The 20078-nt window shown below is 62.8% G+C and carries 20 protein-coding genes; 6 read left to right on the top strand and 14 right to left on the bottom strand.

Annotated features, from left to right (window positions below):
- Positions 1 to 163 precede the first annotated feature (163 nt).
- Genes ACR0IR_RS16145 through ACR0IR_RS16130 form a run of 4 tightly spaced genes read left to right on the top strand, consistent with a single transcriptional unit; the run spans position 164 to position 6419 of the window.
- Positions 164 to 3244: an ABC transporter transmembrane domain-containing protein gene (locus ACR0IR_RS16145; RefSeq protein ID WP_170365840.1), complete on the top strand. Its 3081-nt coding sequence runs from the start codon at positions 164 to 166 to the stop codon at positions 3242 to 3244.
- A 1-nt stretch (position 3245) separates the two neighbouring features.
- Positions 3246 to 4145, top strand: coding sequence for a CPBP family intramembrane glutamic endopeptidase (locus tag ACR0IR_RS16140; RefSeq protein WP_170365838.1), 900 nt, complete (start codon positions 3246 to 3248; stop codon positions 4143 to 4145).
- A 58-nt stretch (positions 4146 to 4203) separates the two neighbouring features.
- Entirely contained in the window at positions 4204 to 5148 is a 945-nt protein-coding gene (gene accD, locus ACR0IR_RS16135; RefSeq protein WP_170365836.1) for an acetyl-CoA carboxylase, carboxyltransferase subunit beta, read from the top strand.
- A complete protein-coding gene (locus ACR0IR_RS16130) occupies positions 5145 to 6419 on the top strand; it encodes a bifunctional folylpolyglutamate synthase/dihydrofolate synthase (RefSeq protein WP_170365834.1) in 1275 nt (424 codons plus the stop codon). The genes accD and ACR0IR_RS16130 overlap by 4 nt, the downstream gene beginning before the upstream one ends.
- 39 nt (positions 6420 to 6458) lie before the next feature.
- Here the strand turns inward: ACR0IR_RS16130 and zapE are convergent, their stop codons facing one another.
- Positions 6459 to 7517: a cell division protein ZapE gene (gene zapE, locus ACR0IR_RS16125; RefSeq protein WP_170365832.1), complete on the bottom strand. Its 1059-nt coding sequence runs from the start codon at positions 7515 to 7517 to the stop codon at positions 6459 to 6461.
- 145 nt (positions 7518 to 7662) lie between these two features.
- Here zapE and ACR0IR_RS16120 point away from each other — a divergent pair, with 145 nt between their 5' ends.
- Complete coding sequence (locus tag ACR0IR_RS16120) at positions 7663 to 8904, top strand: MFS transporter (RefSeq protein ID WP_170365830.1); 1242 nt, start codon at positions 7663 to 7665, stop codon at positions 8902 to 8904.
- 2 nt (positions 8905 to 8906) lie between these two features.
- Here ACR0IR_RS16120 and ACR0IR_RS16115 read toward each other — a convergent pair whose 3' ends face one another.
- The 6 genes from ACR0IR_RS16115 to mbfA all read right to left on the bottom strand — a co-directional run bounded on the left by ACR0IR_RS16115 (position 8907) and on the right by mbfA (position 14409).
- Positions 8907 to 9527, bottom strand: a complete 621-nt coding sequence (locus tag ACR0IR_RS16115; protein WP_170365828.1) for an HAD family hydrolase — start codon at positions 9525 to 9527, stop codon at positions 8907 to 8909.
- Positions 9528 to 9600: 73 nt separating this feature from the next.
- The gene (locus tag ACR0IR_RS16110) at positions 9601 to 10056 is read right to left on the bottom strand and encodes a YaiI/YqxD family protein (RefSeq protein ID WP_170365827.1); all 456 of its coding nucleotides are present in this window, start codon (positions 10054 to 10056) and stop codon (positions 9601 to 9603) included.
- Complete coding sequence (gene sthA, locus ACR0IR_RS16105) at positions 10053 to 11522, bottom strand: Si-specific NAD(P)(+) transhydrogenase (RefSeq protein ID WP_170341526.1); 1470 nt, start codon at positions 11520 to 11522, stop codon at positions 10053 to 10055. Before sthA ends, ACR0IR_RS16110 begins: the two co-directional genes overlap by 4 nt.
- Before the next feature lie 3 nt (positions 11523 to 11525).
- Positions 11526 to 12359 carry an S-formylglutathione hydrolase gene (fghA, locus tag ACR0IR_RS16100; RefSeq protein WP_170365825.1) on the bottom strand — a complete coding sequence of 278 codons (834 nt, stop codon included), beginning with the start codon at positions 12357 to 12359 and terminating at the stop codon, positions 11526 to 11528.
- Positions 12360 to 12460: 101 nt separating this feature from the next.
- On the bottom strand, positions 12461 to 13390 hold the full coding sequence (locus ACR0IR_RS16095; protein WP_170365823.1) for an AEC family transporter: 930 nt from the start codon (positions 13388 to 13390) through the stop codon (positions 12461 to 12463).
- A gap of 44 nt (positions 13391 to 13434) precedes the next feature.
- Positions 13435 to 14409: an iron exporter MbfA gene (gene mbfA / locus ACR0IR_RS16090; RefSeq protein WP_170365821.1), complete on the bottom strand. Its 975-nt coding sequence runs from the start codon at positions 14407 to 14409 to the stop codon at positions 13435 to 13437.
- 127 nt (positions 14410 to 14536) lie between these two features.
- On the opposite strand from mbfA, the gene ACR0IR_RS16085 reads away from it, so the two are divergent.
- Entirely contained in the window at positions 14537 to 15154 is a 618-nt protein-coding gene (locus ACR0IR_RS16085; RefSeq protein ID WP_170365819.1) for a TetR/AcrR family transcriptional regulator, read from the top strand.
- 9 nt (positions 15155 to 15163) lie between these two features.
- Here the strand turns inward: ACR0IR_RS16085 and ACR0IR_RS16080 are convergent, their stop codons facing one another.
- The 7 genes from ACR0IR_RS16080 to ACR0IR_RS16050 all read right to left on the bottom strand — a co-directional run bounded on the left by ACR0IR_RS16080 (position 15164) and on the right by ACR0IR_RS16050 (position 20078).
- Positions 15164 to 16003, bottom strand: a complete 840-nt coding sequence (locus ACR0IR_RS16080; RefSeq protein WP_170365818.1) for an EamA family transporter — start codon at positions 16001 to 16003, stop codon at positions 15164 to 15166.
- 175 nt (positions 16004 to 16178) lie between these two features.
- A complete protein-coding gene (gene ureG, locus ACR0IR_RS16075) occupies positions 16179 to 16814 on the bottom strand; it encodes an urease accessory protein UreG (protein ID WP_170365817.1) in 636 nt (211 codons plus the stop codon).
- Entirely contained in the window at positions 16811 to 17464 is a 654-nt protein-coding gene (locus ACR0IR_RS16070; protein WP_254441596.1) for an urease accessory protein UreF, read from the bottom strand. Before ACR0IR_RS16070 ends, ureG begins: the two co-directional genes overlap by 4 nt.
- A complete protein-coding gene (locus tag ACR0IR_RS16065) occupies positions 17448 to 17894 on the bottom strand; it encodes an urease accessory protein UreE (protein WP_170365814.1) in 447 nt (148 codons plus the stop codon). The genes ACR0IR_RS16070 and ACR0IR_RS16065 overlap by 17 nt, the downstream gene beginning before the upstream one ends.
- 14 nt (positions 17895 to 17908) lie before the next feature.
- Positions 17909 to 19618 (bottom strand): urease subunit alpha, encoded by a 1710-nt coding sequence (ureC, locus tag ACR0IR_RS16060; RefSeq protein ID WP_170365813.1) that lies wholly within the window; start codon positions 19616 to 19618, stop codon positions 17909 to 17911.
- Entirely contained in the window at positions 19618 to 19923 is a 306-nt protein-coding gene (locus ACR0IR_RS16055; RefSeq protein ID WP_170365811.1) for an urease subunit beta, read from the bottom strand. Before ACR0IR_RS16055 ends, ureC begins: the two co-directional genes overlap by 1 nt.
- Entirely contained in the window at positions 19920 to 20078 is a 159-nt protein-coding gene (locus ACR0IR_RS16050) for a hypothetical protein (protein WP_170365810.1), read from the bottom strand. The genes ACR0IR_RS16055 and ACR0IR_RS16050 overlap by 4 nt, the downstream gene beginning before the upstream one ends.

Raw genomic sequence — 20078 nt, 5'->3', positions numbered from 1 at the left:
TTCCCGAATTGTGAACGACGCCGGTCCTGCCGCCCGGATTTTTGCAAGATCACGCCGGGGCACGTTCTTGAAATAGCACGGGGCAAAGCTTACCGTCAGTCACCCGGTCGCCGTGGATCCTCCGCAACGGGCCGCAGTCCAAAAAACAAGACGAGGCCGGGGCATGGAACCCACCCTATTCGCGTTCATCTGGAAACATTCCAAGAAACAGCAGTTCATTCTGCTGCTGTTGACCGTACTTTCGTTTCCGTTTCTCTATGCCTCGCTTGAACTGCCCAAGCAGATCATCAACGACGCCATCGGCGCGACCGGAAACACGGTAACGCTGTTCGGCACGAAGGTGACCCAGGTCCAATACCTGCTGATCCTGTGTTTTGCGTTCTTGGGAACCGTCCTGGCTGGCGGCCTCATGAAGATGCGCATCAACACCATGAAGGGGATCCTGGCCGAACGCATGTTGCGTCGGCTCAGATTCACCCTGATCAGCCGGATGCTGCGCTTCCCCAAACCGTATTTCTCGACCACAAGCCAGGGCGAGCTGGTGTCGATGATATCGTCCGAAGCGGAACCGATGGGCGGACTGATGGGCGACGCGATCGCCCAGCCGGTTTTTCAGTTCGGTCAGATGATGACGATTGTCACTTTCCTGTTCATGCAGAGCGTCTGGTTCGGGCTGGCCTCGATCGCGCTGATCCCGCTGCAAGCCTGGCTGATCCCGCGCCTGCAGCGCCAGATCAACCTCTTGAACAAGGACCGTATTCAGGAGATCCGCCACCTGAGCACCGAGATCGGCGAAACCGCCGCCGGTATCAGCGACCTGCGCGCGAACGGTGGTTGGCGCTATCGGCTGGCGCAGTTCAGTCATCGTCTGGGAACCTTGTTCGATATCCGGGTCCGGATCTACAACAAGAAATTCTTCATGAAGTTCCTCAACAACCTGATCACGCAGATGACGCCGTTCCTGTTCTATTCGGTCGGTGGCTATCTCGCTATCACGGGCGAAGTGACAGTCGGTGCGCTGGTTGCGGCGCTGGGGGCGTACAAGGACCTCAGTGGCCCTTGGCGCGATCTGCTGACCTATTACAATCAGGTTCAGGACATGTCGTTGCGCTGGCAGGTCGTCACCGAACGATTTGCGCCCGAGAACATGATCCCCGAAGAACTGTTCTATGGCGAGCCGGAGAGCATCCCGCACCTGCAGGGCGACATCGAATTGCGCAATGTCACGGTGCGCGACGAAGACGGCAAGTTGATCCTTGAAGACATCGACCTGACGATCCCAAAGGGCGCTCGGGTCGCCATCAAGGCCTCGCACGACTCGGAAAGACAGGCGCTGGCCCAGTTGCTGATCCGCGAGATTCTGCCGGTTCAGGGCGAGGTCCTTCTGTCTGGGCATAACCTTCGCGAACTCCATCAGGCGGTGATCGCCGCCCGTGTCGGCTATGCCCACTCGCGACCCTACTTGTTCAACGGCACGCTTGGGGACAACCTGCTGATGCCTTTGCGTCCCCATCCCCAGCACGAGGCCGAAGCTCTGAAGGCCCCATCACGTTATCAGGTCGAAGCCGTGCGCGCCGGCAACTCCCCGGACCTGCTGGAGGACGAATGGGTCGACCCACGCCTTGCCGGGCTGCAGAGCATCGACGAGATCCGGGATTGGTGGTTCGAACTGGTCGAGGCGATGGGCATCGACGAATTCATGTTCCGGCGGACGTTGCGGTCGCAATTCGATCCCGAACTGCACCCCCATCTGGCCAAGGCGATCGTGGATGCGCGCGACAAGGTTGCAGCGCGTCTCAAGGAAAAGGGCTTGGACAAATACGTTTACCGGTTCGATCCGGACCGGTTCAACCCAGCCGTGCCTTTGGGGGGCAACCTTCTGTTTGCCTCACCGTCGCGCAACATTTCACCGGACATCCTGGCCGGGGACGCTCGTTTTCTTGCCATGCTGCGGGCCCATGATCTGGACAAGGACGCCCTGAGCATCGCGACGGCGGTTCTCGGCACGCTGCGCAAAACATTCGGCCGCGAAGGGACGGATCACCCGCTGTTCCTGCGCTTGGGCATGTCCAAGGACATGTACCACCGACTGCTCGACATCGACGAACGCCGCATGTCGAAAGGTGAGGCAACCCTGTCCGAACGTGAAATGGCATTGTTGCTGACGGTGCCGTTCATGCTGACCGCCGAACAGATCGGCCCCAGTTTCCCCGAGGAGTACAAGGAAAAGATCCTGTCGATCCGGCGCACGCAGGCCCAAAACCTGCACGCATCTTTCGACGGGCTGTTCATTCCCGTGGCACCCGAAACCTATGTTCCGCGCCTGACCGTAATGGAAAATGCCCTGTATGGCCGCGTGTCGCTGATGGCCGGGGCACATGCCGAAGAGATCGAGGATGCCGTAGCCGAAGTCCTGATCGAGGCCGGTCTCACCCGTCGCCTGGCGGCTATCATCTACGATCTGCCGACCGGTCTTGGCGGGGCCAACCTGCCCACGGTGTTCCAGGAACGTGCCGCGTTTTCACGGGCAGCCATCAAGCGGCCCGACATCCTGATCCTGGACAAGGTTCTTGCCAGCCACGATTCGGAAAGCCGTTTGCGTACGCGCCTCAAGCTGCGTGAGTTGCTTCCCGACTCTGTCATGATCTTCATGGAAGATCATTTTGGCCATCCCGAAGCCTATGACATGTACGTGGAAATCAAGGACGGCCGAATCGACGGTGTATCGCGTTCCAAGGTCGAGGCGGATGACGAACAACCCGAAGACTTCAGCCGAAAACTCAAGATCATTTCGGCAACCGAACTGTTTTCGAGGCTTGACGGAAAACATCAGCGTCTGCTGGCCTTTTCGGCACAATGGTACGACGCGGCGGCGGGGCAGACCATATTCTCGCGCGGGCAAACGCCTGACGCGGCCTATCTGTGCATCTCAGGTCAGGCGAGCCTCGAATGGACGATGCCGGACGGCGAAAAGCGCAACATCTCCGTCGTCGAGCCAGGCCGCCTGATCGGCGACCTGTCGATCATCACCGGCGCGCCTCGGCAACTGGACCTCGTTGCGATGACCGACTGTTCGTTCCTGCGGATCGGCGCGGAAGAGCTGCGCGCCGTGGTAGAGGGTGACGCGGCTGTTTCGATGCGCCTTCTCGAAACGGTGGCCGGGTATTTGACAACCGTCTCGGAACGACTGTTGCTGTCGAACACCCCGTTGACACCCGAAGCCGAGACCGGGGCGGGCGGTTAGGATGCGCGAACTGCAGCCACACCCGGCCTATGCCCCGCACGAAATCCTGGTGGCGCCGGCCAGGGCTTATCCCGAACTCTGGCGACTGCTGCTGGGGTTCGCGATCATCACGGTCGTGGTGCTGGCACTCAACTTGGTTCTACTTGCCGCTGTAACCTCGTTTGGTTCGGCCGAATTGGTGTCCGGTTTCGAAGACGGGTCCTCGGCCCTGGCGCTGCTGGTCATCCTTTCCAGTTTCGCCTTTGCCACATTGGGCGTCGGATTGGCCGTGCGACAGTTGCAGCACCGGAAACTGATCTCGGTGGTCGGGCCACCGATTCTGACTGCTCGGCAATTCTGGCGGGTTCTGCGGGCGCTGGTCGTGCTGGGCGCCTTGCTTTTTGTTCTGCCCCCATACGATATGGGACCGCCGTTGGAGCCAAACCTGCCGGTTTTCAGGTGGCTGCTGCTGTTGCCGCTGGCGCTGGTGGCTGTCCTTATTCAGGTCAGCGCCGAAGAGATTCTATTCCGCGGGTTCCTGCAACAATCGCTGGCAGCTCGGTTCAGGGCTCCGTGGATTTGGATGGGCGTACCCTCCCTGATTTTTGCTGCCGGGCACTACGCACCTCTTGCCGCCGGTGACAATGCGATCCTGATCGCAGGTTGGGCCTTCGTCTTTGGCCTGCTTAGTGCCGACATCACCGCCAGAGCAGGAACGCTGGGACCCGCAATCGCCATGCATTTTGCCAACAATGTAACGGCTCTTTTGATTGTGTCGTTGCCTGACGGCTTGGGTGGGCTGGCCCTCTATCATCTTCCGTTCGAAACATCGGACAGCGGTATCCTGCGCCAATGGCTTGTCGTGGATTTCGCGGTGATGATCGTCAGCTGGCTGGTTGCGCGACTTGCCCTCAGGCGCTGATTGCATTTCCTTCCGTAGCGTCTTATTTGACTGCAACCCGCATCAGCAAGGTTCCGACATGAACTGGATCACAAACTACGTCCGCCCCCGGATCAACTCGATCTTCTCCCGCCGTGAGGTGCCCGAGAATCTCTGGCACAAATGCGACGAGTGCGGAACGATGCTGTTCCACCGTGAACTGGCGGACAACCAGAACGTTTGTACCCAGTGCGGACACCACATGCTGATCACCCCGCGCGAGCGGTTCAAGCACCTGTTCGACGGCGGTATTTTCACCGAAGTCGCAGTGCCTGCGCCCAAGGAAGATCCGCTGCAATTCCGCGATCAGAAGAAATACCCCGACCGGATGAAGGCGGCCCAGAAAAAGACCGGCGAGAAAGAGGCGATGCTGGTCGCCACCGGCGAGATCGGCCGCACCCCCATCGTGGCCGCGGCGCAGGACTTCTCGTTCATGGGCGGTTCGATGGGCATGTATGTCGGCAACGCCATCATCGCCGCCGCGCAAGAGGCGGTAAAGCTCAAGCGCCCGCTGATCCTGTTCTCCGCCGCCGGCGGCGCCCGAATGCAGGAAGGCATCCTCAGCCTGATGCAGATGCCGCGCACCACGGTCGCGGTGGAGATGCTGAAAGAGGCCGGCCTGCCTTATATCGTCGTTCTGACCCATCCCACCACCGGCGGGGTCACCGCCTCCTACGCGATGCTCGGCGACGTGCATATTGCCGAGCCAAACGCCCTGATCTGTTTCGCCGGCCCCCGCGTGATAGAACAGACGATCCGTGAGAAACTGCCCGACGGCTTCCAGCGCGCCGAATACCTGCTGGATCACGGTATGCTGGACCGCGTCACCAAACGGACCGAGCTGCGGGACGAGTTGATCACGATCACCCGGATGCTGATGGGTCTGCCCCCGGCGATCAAAGGCGATCTGCCCGCCCCGAAAGAAGGCGAAGCCGAACAGCCTGACGCGCAGGCCAAGCCTGCCGAAGACCAGCCCAAGAAATGACCGCGCCCACATCCGACGTCATCCTCGACCGGATGATGGCGCTGCACCCCAAGATCATCGACCTGACCTTGGACCGTGTCTGGCGTCTGCTCGAAGCTTTGGGTAATCCGCAGGACAAGCTGCCGCCGGTGATCCACATCGCCGGCACCAACGGCAAGGGCTCGACCCAGGCGATGATCCGTGCCGGGCTGGAAGGGGCCGGGCTGACGGCCCATGCCTACACCTCGCCGCATCTGGCACGCTTTCACGAGCGCATCCGCCTGGCGGGCAAGCTGATCTCGGAACCCGACCTGACCGCCGTTCTGGATGAGTGCTACACCGCCAATGGCGGCGAGAACATCACCTATTTCGAGATCACCACCTGCGCAGCCTTGCTGGCTTTCTCCCGTGTACCTGCCGACTACACATTGCTCGAAGTCGGACTTGGCGGACGACTCGACGCCACGAACGTAATCGCAAAGCCCGCGGTCACGGTCATCACCCCGATCTCGATCGACCACGAACAGTTCCTCGGCAACACGCTGGCCAAGATCGCCGCCGAAAAGGCCGGCATCATCAAGCGCGGCGTGCCCTGCATCGTCGGCCCGCAGCCGGACGAGGCGATGGAGGTCATCGAGGCCACCGCCGCCCGCCTCGGCGCACCCTTGCTGGCCCACGGACAGCACTGGCACGTCCACGAGGAACATGGCAGCCTGATCTATCAGGACGAAAACGGCCTGCGCGACCTGCCGCTGCCGAACCTGCTGGGCGCGCACCAAGTCCAGAACGCCGGCGCCGCACTGGCGGTCCTGCGCCACCTCGACCTCGGCGACGAGGCCTACGAGGCCGCTGTCACCCGCGCCGAATGGCCCGCCCGGATGCAGCGCCTGAAAACCGGCCCGCTGGTCGAACAGGCGCCCCAGGCCGAACTCTGGCTGGACGGCGGCCACAACGCCGCCGCCGGTGTCGCGCTGGCGGACGTCTTGGCCAAGCTGCCCCCGCGACCCACACACCTGATTTGCGGCATGCTCAATACCAAGGATGTAACCGGCTACCTCTCCCCACTGGCACAGGAAGCTGCCAGCCTGACCGCCGTTTCCATCCCGGGCGAGACCAACACGCTGAGCGCCGAAGAAACCGCCGCCGCCGCCAAATCGGTGAACCTGCCCGCGACGACCGCCAGCAATGTGTCCCAAGCCCTCGACACCATCATCAAAGCCAACCCACAGGCGCGCGTGCTGATCTGCGGCTCGCTCTACCTCGCGGGCAACATCCTGCGCGAAAACGGCTGACCATTCATTGAGTCACAGCTACGCCGGAGGCAACGTTCGCTATTGTCCCCAGTCCAGTGCCTGCATCTCCCGCAGGCGCGAGGCTGTGCGCTCGAACTCGAAAACACCTTCCCCCTCGACATACAGCATCTCGGGCTCGGCGGCCGCTGAACAGATCAACCGCACCTTCGCCTCGTACAGCGCATCGATCAACGTGACGAACCGCTTCGCCTCGTTGAAGTTGTTGCGCGACAGGCGCGGTATGTCCTCGAGCACTAGCACTCTTACCGCATCAGCAATTGCCAGATAGTCCCCCGGCCCCAGCATCCGGCCGCACAGATCGTAGAACGAGGCCCGTGCCACACCATTGCGAAACGCGGGCAACACCACCTCGCGCCCCTTGACGTGCAGGGTCAGGGGTTCGGCCGGCCCACCTGACAAGTCGGCCCAAACGGCCCGGATCTTCTCTCGTGCCTCGCGTCCGATGGGTGTGAAATAGACCGGCGAGCCCTCGAGCCGGTTCTGCCGGTAATCCGTGGGCGAGGTCAGCTCCCACACCTCGAGTTGTTGCTTGATGTGGTGGATGAAGGGCAGGAATAGCTGTCGGTTCAGGCCATCCTTGTACAGATCGTCGGGATGCCGGTTGGAGGTAGTCACAACGACGACGCCACCCGCATGCAGCATGTCGAACAGCCGTCCGACGATCATCGCGTCGGTGATGTCGGTGATCTGCATCTCGTCAAAGGCCAGCAGGCGCACGGATTTCACGACCGAGGCCGCCACCGGCGCCAGTGCATCCTGCACGCCGGTTTCGCGCGCCTCATGCATGCCGGCGTGGATTTCCTGCATGAAGGCATGGAAGTGGACGCGCCGGGCCGGAACTTCGCCTAGCGTTTCCACGAACATGTCCATCAACATGGACTTGCCACGCCCCACGCCGCCCCACAGGTACAAGCCCTTGGGAGGAGTCGGAGCCTTGCGGAACAGCCCGCGTTTCACCGGCGCGGCCAGAGCCGCCCGGATACGCTCGAACTGGGGCAGAACGGCCTCTTGCGCGTCGTCGCGGTTCAGGGTGCCATCGGCAACGCGGGCCTCGTACAACGAGATCATGTCGGTCATGGCCCGAGCCATAGCGCCCGCCCGCGCCGTTGAAAAGAAGGCATCCTCCGGCACGCATCAATTTTGGTTAATCGTGACCGCAAAACTCCTGAATTGACGAGCAGGCCCAAGCGGATACTGTCGGCGGGCTGAAACCGGAGGCCCCATGACCCCAACCGCCCGTCTGCTCAACCCGGTGCTGATCGTCGGATGCGTGATCATCACGGTCAGCTTCGCCGTGCGCGCCTCGTTCGGCGTGTTCCAGATTCCGATCGCCGAGGAGTTCGGCTGGCTGCGCACTGATTTCTCGCTGGCCATCGCGATCCAGAACTTGGCCTGGGGCATCGGCCAGCCGATCTTTGCCGCCATCGCCGAAAAGATGGGCGACCGGCGGGCGATCATTCTTGGTGCGCTGACCTATGCGGCGGGGATGGTACTGTCGGCTTGGTCCGTTACGCCCTTCGGGCATCAGCTTTATGCCTGGCTGGTGGGCTTCGGTATCGCAGGCACGGGCTTTGGCGTCGTGCTGGCGGTGGTCGGGCGGGCCTCGACGGATCAGAACCGCTCGATGTCGCTGGCGATCGTAACGGCAGCGGGCAGCTTCGGGCAGGTGATCGGTGCGCCGACGGCTGAATGGATGCTGACCTTTCTGCCGTGGCAGCAGGTGTTCATCATCTTCGCCATTGCCATTCTGGCCCTTGTGCTGACACTGCCCTTCATGCGCGCACCCGCGCAGGTCAGCAAGGCCGAATTGGAAGAAAGCATGGGCCAGATCCTGGGCCGGGCCTTCCGCGACCCGTCCTATGCGCTGATATTCTTGGGTTTTTTCAGCTGCGGCTATCAACTGGGCTTCGTCACCGCGCATTTCCCGGCCTTCGTGACCGAGATGTGCGGCCCGATCCAACCCGGCGGTGTCCTGCATGCGATGGGCATCACCACAACGTCTGCTTTGGGTGCGCTGGCGATCTCGCTGATTGGGCTCGCCAATATCGGAGGCACCCTTCTGGCCGGATGGGCGGGCAATCACTTCCCCAAGAAATACCTTCTGGCGGCGGTCTACACCGGGCGCACGATCGCGGCCGCGGCGTTCATCCTGTTTCCCATCACGCCTCTGACCGTGATCCTGTTCTCGCTGGTCATGGGGTCACTGTGGCTGGCGACGATCCCGTTGACCTCGGGCCTCGTCGCGCATCTTTACGGCTTGCGCTACATGGGCACGCTGTATGGCATCATATTCTTCAGCCATCAGGTTGGCAGTTTCCTGGGCATCTGGCTAGGCGGCCGCATGTATGACCTTTATGGCGATTACACCGTTGTCTGGTGGATCGGCGTGGCCATCGGCGCCTTCAGCGCGATCGTGCACCTCCCAATCCGCGAGAATCGCCCCGCGCAGCCCGCTGCCGCCTAGGATCAGGCGGCCTCGTCCGGGGAGAGCAGACCTTCGGCCACCAGCCTTTCGGCCCAGCCCTGCGGGCCGTCGAAATGGTGGGTCTGCCATCCACGCGCACGGGCGGTTTCGATGTTGTCGATCCGGTCGTCAGTGAACAGCAGCTTCTCGGGTAGCAGGCCGCAATCCTGTTCGACCATCTGGTAGATCGGCTCATGCGGTTTCACCATTTTCATCCGCCCCGAGACATAATGCCGGTCAAACTCGTTCAGGAACGGATAGACGGTTGTGGCATAGTCGAAATTCTGCACCCCGAAATTGGTCAGCGCAAAGACCGGCACACCCTTGGCCCGAAGCGCGCGCTGCAGCCGGACCGAATGCGGAATCTCGGGCGCGGCCAGTTCGATCCAATTGTCGTGCCACATGCGGATCTCATTGCGCCATTCGGGGTATTTCTCGGCCCAGGCATAGATCGTGTCGGTGAAGTGATGCCCCTGATCGACCAAGTCATTCATGCCGTGCAGGTCGACGGTCGAGAACATCTCGCGGCGCCGGTCCTCGCCGATCACGCGGTCATAATACCGCTCGGGCTGCCATTCGATCAGAACGTTGCCGATGTCAAAAACGACCGCTTCTACGGGCATGGGGTTTCCTGTTCGCTTGTGTTGCGTTCGGGGCTGACTGAACCAACCCGCCGGGCGAGATGCAAGGCCAATCTCAGCCGCGCAAGGCGGCGCGCATCTCGCGCTCGAGCGCGTCCAGAAACCGCGATCGGTCGGCCTTGGAAAACGGTTTGCCACCGCCCCCGGCACCCAGCGGATTGGCGGCGCGCAGATCCGCCATCAGATCGCGCATCGCAAGTTGCTGGCCGATATTTGCGGCGGTGAAGGCCTCGCCGTTGGGGCGCAGCACCCGCGCGCCGGCCTCGACGCATTTGGCGGCCAACGGGATGTCCGAGGTGATGACGATGTCGCCCGAGCCACACCGCTCGGCGATCCACTTGTCAGCCTCGTCCGCGCCTTGCGCAACGGTCACGATCTGAACCAGCGGGTTGGCCGAGGGGCGCAGCCCGTCATTTGCGACCACCACCATCGGCACCTTGTGCCGCGTGGCGACGCGTTCGGCCTCGGCCTTCACCGGGCAGGCGTCGCCATCGACATACAGGGTCGTCACGCCTGCTTGGCCTTCTTGGGCGCCAACTTCGCTGGCTCGGGCGCTTCGGACTTGCGCACCTTGAACTCGTCCGGGATCGGCATCCGGTTGAAGGCGTCGAGCCCGGCGATCTTGTAGGCCTCGGCCAGGGTCGGATAGTTGAAGGTGTTCTGCACGAAATAGTCCACCGTGCCCTTCAGGTTCAGCACCGCCTGGGCGATGTGGATCAGCTCGGTCGCGCCTTCGCCGACGATCTGAACCCCCAGCACTCGGCGGGTTTTCAGCGAGAACAGCATCTTCAGCATTCCGTGCTCGAGCCCCATGATATGCCCGCGCGAGGTCTCGCGGAACCGGGCCACGCCCACCTCGTAGGGAATGCCACGTTCCTGCAGCTCTTCCTCGGACATGCCGCAGGTCGAGATTTCGGGCACCGAGTAGATGCCATAAGGGAACCAAGGGCTTTCGGGCAGGGTGGGGGTCTCGAGCGCGTGGCAGGCGGCCACGCGGCCCTGCTGCATCGACGTCGAGGCCAGCGATGGATGCCCGATCACGTCGCCGGTGGCATAGATATGCGGCACCGAGGTCTGATAGGTCTTGCGGTCCACCGAAATGCGGTTGCGGTGGTCGGTTTCGATCCCAACCGCACCCAGATTCAGCGCCGAGGTGTTGCCCATGCGGCCCGCCGCGAACAGCAGCATCTCGGCCCGAACATGGCGGCCGTTTGACATGGTGATCTCGACATGCTTGCCGGCGTCCTCGATCTTTTCCACGGCCGAGCCCAGCCGCAGGTCCACCCCGTTTTCGCGGATCTGGTGTGTGAATTCCTGGATCAGGGTCTTGTCGATGAAATCCAGGAAGGTCTCGCGCGGTTCGATCAGCGTCACCCGCACATCCAGCGCCGAGAACATCGTGGCATACTCGACCCCGATCACGCCCGCGCCGATCACGCAGAGCGAACGCGGAATCTCGGCCATTTCCAGGAACTCGTCGCCATCGACGATGGTCTTGCCGTTAAAGGGCACGTAATCGGGGCGATAGGTTTTCGTCCCGGTCGAGATCAGGAATTTCGCGGCCGTCAGGCGGGTGGTGTCGCCCGCATCGGCAGTGACCTCGATCTCGTGCGGGCCCACGAAACGGGCTACGCCGTCCATGGTTTCAACGTGGTTGCGGTTGAACTGGTGTTCCAGCACGTCAACCTCATAGTCCAGCGTCATGTGCAGCCGGGCCTTGAGGTCCTCGGCGCGGATCTGGTCCTTGACCCGGTACGAACGGCCGTAAAAGCTGCGCTCGCGCCAGCCAGACAGGTTCAGCACCGTTTCGCGCAGGGTCTTCGACGGGATCGTGCCCGTGTGCACCGACACGCCGCCCAACCGGTCACGGCGGTCAACTACCAGAACCTTGCGTTTCAGCTTGCCCGCCTGAATCGCCGCCGCGCGGCCCGATGGACCCGAGCCGATGATGATCAGGTCATAGTCGTATTTGCTCATCCCTCAGTCTCCGTACAGGGCTTCGGCGTGGAAGGTGACGTGGTCCTCCATGAAGGTGGACACGAAAAAGTAGGAATGGTCATAGCCGGGCTGCAACCGGTTCGTGGCCTGCTGGCGGCGTTCGGCGATGGCCTTGGCCAGAGCCTCGGGGCGCAGCAGGTCGATGAACTGGTCGTTGGTGCCGGTGTCGATCAGGATCGGGCCGTCAAAGCCCTTTTCCTCCATCATCAGAGTCGCGTCATGTTTGGCCCAGGCGGCCGGGTCATCGCCCAGATAGGCACTCAGCTGCTTGCGGCCCCAGTCGCTGGCCGTGGGGTTCGAGATCGGCGCAAAGGCCGAGACCGAGCGGAACCGGCTCGGCAGGTTCATCGCCAGCGTCAGCGCCCCGTGGCCGCCCATCGAATGGCCGGTGATGGCCTGCCGGTCGCCGTCGATGGCGAAGTTTTCAACCAGCAGCGCGGGCAGCTCGTCAGCCACATAGTCCCACATGTTGAAATGCGGCGCCCACGGCGATTGCGTGGCGTTGACGTAGAACCCGGCGCCCTGGCCCAGGTCGTAATCCTCATGATCGGCGACCCCTTCGCCGCGCGGCGAGGTGTCGGGGAAGACCAGTGCGATGCCTTGTTCGGCGGCCCAGCCCTGCGCGCCCGCTTTGACCATCGCGTTTTCATGGGTGCAGGTCAGGCCCGACAGATACCACAGGACCGGAACCGGACCGTCCTTGGCCTCGGCCGGCAGGAACAGGCCAAAGGTCATGTCGCACTGGCACGCCGCCGAGGCGTGGCGGTACACGCCCTGCACGCCACCGAAACAGGCGTTTTCGGAAAGGGTTTCCATCTGGCATCATCCTTACGTTGGGTTCGTGCCATGGCTAACGGGCGAAGGCCCCGGCGTAAAGTCCGGGCACCAATGTTCGCACGCATTTTGAAGTCGCCGCGTCAGAATGCGGCAACCCACGCGATGACCACCGGCACGGTCAGAATGCTGACAATGGTCGACAGCAGAATGGCGGCAGATGCCCGGTGCGGCGCCACCCCATAGTGGGCCGCCAGCATATAGACATTGCCGGCCACTGGCAGGGCGGCGGCGGAGATCGCCACCGCCGCGGCAAAAGGATCAGTCGGCAGCAGCCACAGCAGCACCACGGCCACACAGGTCGGGTGCACGGCCAGTTTGCAAAAGCTGAGCCACAGCGCGATCTGAACCCGCTCGGCCGATTTGCTGGCCAGCGAGGCGCCGATGGCGAACAGCGCGCCCGGAGTGGCGGCGCCGCCCAGAATGGTCAGAAAATCGTTCAGCGGGTCAGGCACCGGCATCTGCAGGGCCGACCAGATCAACCCGGCCGAGATCGAGACGATCATGGGGTTTTTCAGCAGCCCGACTCCGATGAGCCGCAGCGTCCCAACTGTCAGCTTTCCATCCCGCCCGCCGTTGATCAGGATCACGATCAGAGAGGAAAACACCACCAGATCGACCGTCAGAACCAGCATGACCGGCCCGATTGCGGCTTCGGAAAACAGCAGGGCCAACATTGGCAGACCCAGAAAGCCCACATTTCCGATGGCGGCGCATTGCGCCTCTACCGCGGCGGTGGGGATGTCGAGCCCGCGCAGATAGGCGACCAACGTGGCCAGCGCGTATACGCCCGCCGTGCCGATCAGATAGCCCAGCATCAGCCGCGCGTTGAAGATCTCGGCAAAGGGCAGCGTGGCGGCAAATCGGAACAGCATCGCCGACAACGCGAAATAGAACACGAACTTGGTCAGATAGGCCGTGGCGTCTTCGGTGAAGAACCGGCTGCGCCCGGCCCAGTATCCCAGGCCGATGATCGCAAAGAAGGGCAGGGTGCGCAGAAAGATATCGACCATGCGCAGATTGGTAACATAGAATTACCACATCGCAAGCAGGGTCATCACCCGCTGCCGATCAATATCCCGGCTGCCAGCACCAGCGCTCCGCCCAAAACGACCTGAAAAGCGGCACGGAAGAACGGAGTTTCCATATAGCGGTTCTGAATCCACGCGATCGCCCACAATTCGAAAAACACCACGATGAATGCAATGATCGTGGCCGTCCAGAATTCCGGGATCAAATAGGGCAGGGCATGGCCCAATCCGCCGACCGTGGTCATCACGCCGGACGCCAAACCCCGCTTGACCGGTGATCCACGGCCCGACAACTCGCCATCGTCCGATGCCGCTTCGGTGAAGCCCATGGAAATACCTGCGCCCACTGACGCTGCAAGGCCCACAAGAAAGGTCGTCCAAGGGTCGTGCGTGGCAAAGGCCGTCGCGAAGATCGGCGCCAAGGTCGACACCGACCCGTCCATGAGCCCGGCCAATCCCGGCTGGACCCAGGTCAGGATGAATTGCCGGTGTGAAATCACCTTTTCGGCTTCTTTTTCATCGTGATCCAGGTGAGCTTCTTCCAATTCGGCGGCCGCGGCTTGATGCCCTGCTTCGGCCGCAGCCAGGTCGCCCAGAAGTTTGCGTGTTGCTGCATCGGTCGTGCGACCGGCAGCCGCCAGATAGAAGCGCTCCGCGTCGCGCTCCATCATCTCGGCTTCTTCGCGGATTCGCTCGATTCCGAGATTCTCGACCAGCCAGATCGGACGGCGGGCGTAGTAACCGGCGACATGCTCGCGCCGGATCAGAGGGATCACCGGGCCGAACCGATCCTCGTGCAGAGCGATCAGGCGACGGCGGTGCTCGTCTTCCTCGGCAGCCATGCCATCGAAGATTTTGGCCGTCGCCGGATAGTCGGGGCGCAGCATTTCGGCATATGACCTATAGATCCGTGCGTCGTCTTCCTCGGACGAAATCGCAAGCGCGATGACTTCCTGCTCGGTCAGATCTCTGAAGTGTTTGCGCTGAGTGAAAAACCGCATTGCCACCCTCGTTTTAGAATTATTCTAATCTACGCCGCGTAACGGAACTTTCAAGCCGAATTGAAAACCGTTGAAACTGAACTGACTGGTTTATAGATTTGACGCAGCACTCAGCCAAGGAGACACCATGACCCAAGCCGCAACCATCGTGCGTACCGGACGGAAATTCGACCAGGTTCTGAACGGCGCCCGAGAGGTTTTCATGGCGGATGGGTTCGAAGGCGCCAGCGTCGATGACATCGCGCGCGCGGCGGGTGTGTCGAAGGCAACGCTCTACAGCTATTTCCCGGACAAACGACTTCTGTTTTCCGAGGTGGCGCAGACCGAGTGCTGCCGCATGGCGGAAAACGTGTTGTCCATGATCGACGAAACCAAGCCAGTGCGCGAGGCGTTGATGATCACCGCCACGCATCTGACCCGGTTTCTGGTTTCGGATTTTGCGCAGCAGGTGTTCCGCATCTGCGTGGCCGAGCGTGACAGGTTCCCGGAACTGGGCAAAGCGTTCTACGAAGCCGGCCCCGCCAACGGTCAGCGCCAGATGGCCGAGTATCTGGAAAAAGCCGTGGCCAAAGGTGAGCTGGCGATTGACGACGTGCATTTTGCCGCCGAACAGTTCTCGGAATTGTGCAAGGTGCGCCTGTGGACGCTGGCGGCTTTGGGGATCCAAACCCGGTTCTCGGACGAGGAAATCGACGAAGTGGCCACCAACGCCGTTGACATGTTCATGGCGCGTTACGGCACTTGACGGACCGGCTCAGCCCGAAAGTCCAACCAGCGCCACGCCCCCCGCCATCAGGATAGCGGCCCCCAGCCTGCGCACCCAATAGCCTTCGTGCAGGAATACGAACCCGATCAGGGCCGCAAAAATCACCGAGGTTTCCCGCAACGCCGAGACCGCCCCCAGCGGCGCGAAATTCTTGGCATAGAGCACCAGCCCATAAGCCAACATCGACACGAAACCGCCCAGGATGCCGATCACCCAGGTGCGCGCCGGAAGCTGTGTCAGAACCTGCCGCCGTCGCAGGCCCACGAAGCCGGCGATGAACAGGTGCAGAAACGCCCCCCAAGCCCAGTAGCTGAGCGTGTTTCCAGACAGCCGCACCCCGATGCCGTCCACAACCGAATAAACCGAGATGCAAAGTCCGGTACCCACCGCAAACCCCAGCGCCGCGCCGCCGACGCCTTGCCGGAGCGAACTCCAACTGCTGAGTTGGATGCCGACCGCGATCAGGCCGATGCCGATCCAGGCTTGCAGGGGCAGAACTTCATCCAGCAACAGATAGGCCCAAAGCGCCACCAACGCCGGAACGATGCCTCGGGCGATCGGGTAGACCACGCTGAGGTCGCCATGCTGATAGGCTTTGCCCAGCATGAAGTAATATCCGAAATGCACCACGGTGGACAAAAGGATGTAGACAAAGCTGTCGCCGCCTGGAAAAGGCAGGACAAGGATCATGACGCTGGCTGGGATCACATGCCCGAAGGCCACAAGGCCCAGCGTCGTCGTCCGGTCGCCCGCGGTTTTGACGATGGCGTTCCAGACGGCGTGCAGGATGGCAGCCGACAGAATGATCGCGACGACGAATGGGCTCACCGGCGGTCCTCAGGTGATGGGGCGGCCCCAAGAAGGATCGGCCCGGCTGCAACTTTCTCGCACCGGGCTATCGCTAGGACAGCGTCGGTGGTCGAGTCCGGTTACATCGGATTGCCTTGCAGGCGCAAGGTTCCAAATTCTGGAACCGGGAACGCCCAAAGTCGTGTTGTGGGTCCTACGCGGTTGCACGCCGTCCGGCGTCGATGCCGGCGATCTTGTCCAACAGGTCAATGATCTCACGCGTTCCGCTGCCGCTCCGCAGGTTGGTAAATACGAAAGGACGGTCGCCGCGCATCCGGGCCGCATCGCGCTGCATCACCGACAGGTCCGCTCCGACATGCGGGGCAAGGTCGATCTTGTTGATGATCAGGATGTCTGAACGGGTGATCGCGGGGCCACCCTTGCGCGGGATCTCTTCGCCCGCGGCCACGTCGATCACGTAGATCGTCACATCCGCCAGTTCCGGGCTGAAGGTGGCCGACAGGTTGTCACCGCCGGATTCGATCAGAACGATCTCGACCTCGGGGTGACGGCGCACCATCTCGGCCACGGCGGCCAGATTGATCGAGGCATCCTCTCGGATCGCCGTATGCGGGCAGCCTCCGGTTTCCACGCCGATCACCCGGTCCTGCGGCAGGATCTGCATGCGCATCAGCGCCTCGGCGTCTTCCTGCGTGTAGATGTCATTGGTGATCACCCCGATCGAATGGGTGTCGCGCAGCGCGCGGGCGAGGGCGGCGGTCAGGCTGGTCTTGCCCGCACCGACCGGGCCGCCGATGCCCACCCGCAGAGGGCCGTTCATGCTGCTCATGTGCGGAAAATCCTTGGTTGTTGGGTTTCATGTTGCATGGCCGCGATCTCGGCCAGAAAGGCGGTGCCGGACAGGGCCGACAGATCGGCCTGCACCGCTGCGTGCGCCCGATTTGCGCACAAGGTCGCCATGTCCCGGACGACCCCTTGCGCAGCGGTCTGGCCCAAGGGCATCAGCCGCTGCGCGGCCGAAACAAGATTGCTGATGAACGCATGCAGATACAGTCGCGCGGTCGGCTCCACCGGCAAACCGGCGTGGCGCGCAGCACAGCCGATGGCGATGGGGTAGGTCAGTTCCGTCAGTTCGATGCCCCAAACTGCAGCCGTCACACCGCAGAAGGCCGCGCCCTGTTGCGCAGTCTCGAATCTGCGCTCGAAGGGGCCGGCGAAGGCGCGGGCCATATCGTCAAGTTCGGCCACGGCCAGCTCGGATTTGGCGCGCCAAGCGGCGGTCAGAAACAGGGCATCCGACCATCCGGCACCGTGTTCCAGCACATCATGCAGCCAGTCCCGCAGGCTGGCCGCATCGTGCACCGCGCCCGATTGAACCAGACGTTCCAGCCCGTGCGAATAGGCAAAAGACCCGACCGGGTAGGCGGGTGACAGCCATTGCGTCAGCGTCAGTAGATCAAGGTCAGTGGCTGTGGCCATGCGTCCGTCCGTGCCCATAGGCGCCGCCTTCGGGGTTGAAGGGTGCGCGGATGTCCTGGACCGTCGCGCCAAGCTTCAGCAGCATGTCGCGGATCACATGGTCGCGACGGATTACCAGCCGTCCGGGCTCGATCTGGCAGGGGGTGTGGCGGTTACCGATATGCCAGGCCAGCCGGGTCAGATCGGGGCCGGTGACGGCGAACAGGTCCTCTTCGGCGGCGACCACCTCGATCAGGCGGCCATCGGCCAGTTCGAATGCGTCTCCTCCATCCAGCGAGGTCGTCTGCGACAGATCCACCAGGAACTCCTCGTTCTGGGCGGTGCGCAGCATCCGGCGGCGCAGAAAGCGGTCTTCGTAGTTCAGCGTCACGGTACCATGGGTTTCGTCCCACTGACCGTTGCGGCGGATTTTCTGTGATGTGGCAAGCATCAGAGCGTCCCTTCTCAGAACAGGAAATAGCGTTGTGCCATGGGCAGGGTTTCTGCGGGCTGGCAGGTCAGCAATTCACCGTCGGCGCGCACCTCGTAGGTTTCGGGGTTCACCTCGATCTCGGGCAGGGCATCGTTCAGCCGCAGGTCGCGCTTGCCGATCGCGCGTGTGTTGCGCACGGCTACGGTCTGCTTGGCCAGGCCCAGACGCGCCGCGATGCCGTCCTCCTGCGCGGCTTCCGACACGAAGGTCACCGCGCCCTGTTCGACCGAGCGGCCATAGGCCCCCCACATCGGCCGCGAATAGACCGGCTGCGGCGTGGGGATCGAGGCGTTCGGGTCGCCCATCTGCGCACAGGCGATGGTGCCGCCCAACAGCACCATCTCGGGCTTCACGCCGAAAAAAGCGGGGCTCCACAGCACCAGATCGGCGCGTTTGCCCTCCTCGATGCTGCCGATATGGGTGCCAAGCCCGTGCGCAATGGCCGGGTTGATCGTGTATTTCGCGATATAACGGCGCACGCGGAAATTGTCGTTTTCGCCTGTTTCCTCCGGCAGGCGCCCGCGTTGTTTCTTCATCTTGTCGGCGGTCTGCCAGGTGCGGATCAGCACTTCTCCCACGCGGCCCATCGCCTGGCTGTCGGAGGCGATGATGCTGAAGGCGCCCATGTCGTGCAGAATGTCCTCGGCCGCGATTGTCTCGCGCCGGATGCGGCTTTCGGCAAAGGCCACGTCCTCGGGGATGGATTTGTCGAGGTGATGGCAGACCATCAGCATGTCCAGATGCTCTTCGACCGTGTTCACGGTAAAAGGCCGGGTCGGGTTGGTCGACGATGGCAGCACATGCGCTTCGCCGCAGATCTTGATGATGTCGGGCGCGTGGCCGCCGCCCGCGCCCTCGGTATGGAAGGCGTGGATCGTGCGGCCTTTCATGGCGGCCACGGTGTTTTCGACAAAGCCGCTTTCGTTCAGCGTGTCGGTGTGGATCATCACCTGCACGTCCATCTCGTCGGCCACCGTCAGGCAGCAATCGATGGCCGCCGGGGTGGTGCCCCAGTCCTCGTGCAGTTTCAGGGCGCAGGCCCCGGCCAGGACCTGTTCGCGCAGGGCCGCCGGTTGCGAGGCGTTGCCCTTGCCCGCAAAGGCCAGGTTCATCGGAAAGGCATCGGCCGCCTGCAGCATGCGCCCGATATGCCAGGGGCCGGGCGTGCAGGTGGTGGCCAGCGTGCCATGCGCCGGGCCGGTGCCGCCGCCCAGCATGGTGGTCAGGCCGGAGTGCAGAGCATCCTCGATCTGTTGCGGGCAGATAAAATGGATGTGGCTGTCGAACCCGCCGGCGGTCAGGATGCGGCCCTCGCCCGCGATGGCCTCGGTGCCGGGGCCGACGATGATATCCACGCCGGGCTGCGTGTCGGGGTTGCCCGCCTTGCCGATCCGGGCGATGCGCCCATCCTTGAGGCCCACATCCGCCTTGTAGATGCCCGTCCAGTCAACGATCAGCGCATTGGTGATGACGGTGTCCACCGCCCCTTCGGCGCGGGTAGCCTGAGACTGACCCATGCCGTCGCGGATCACCTTGCCGCCGCCGAACTTGACCTCTTCGCCATAGGTGGTCAGGTCGCGTTCGACCTCGACGATCAGGTCGGTATCAGCCAGCCGCACCTTGTCGCCCGTGGTAGGGCCGTACATGGCGGCATAGTCGGAACGTTTGATCCGGGCTGGCATCAGAGGTCTCCCATGACTGCGCCGTTGAACCCGAAGACACGCCGCGCACCGGCGATCGGGATCAGCTGCACCTCGCGCCGCTGACCGGGTTCGAACCGCACGGCGGTTCCGGCGGCGATGTCCAGCCGCATGCCGCGGGCGGCGGCCCGGTCGAAGTCCAGCGCCGGATTGGTTTCGGCGAAATGATAGTGCGAGCCCACCTGCACGGGCCGGTCGCCGGTATTGGCCACCATCAGTGTGATCGCCGCCGCGCCCGCGTTCAGCTCGATCTCGCCGGGGGCGGGGATGACCTCTCCGGGGATCATTTGCGCGCCTTCAGCCAGATCGCGACGCCGCCGATCGCCAGCAGCAAGACCAGCACCAGCCAGGTGCCGGCTTCATGCGGGTGCAGGTGCGGCCCGTCATGCGCCAGCGCGGGCGCGGCCATCAGGGCGAAGGGCAGGGAAGCCAGGTGTTTCAT

The sequence above is a fragment of the Ruegeria sp. CF2 genome (assembly GCF_056537385.1).
Note: the sequence above shows the minus strand (reverse complement) of the source record. Positions and strands in the feature narration are given on the sequence as shown.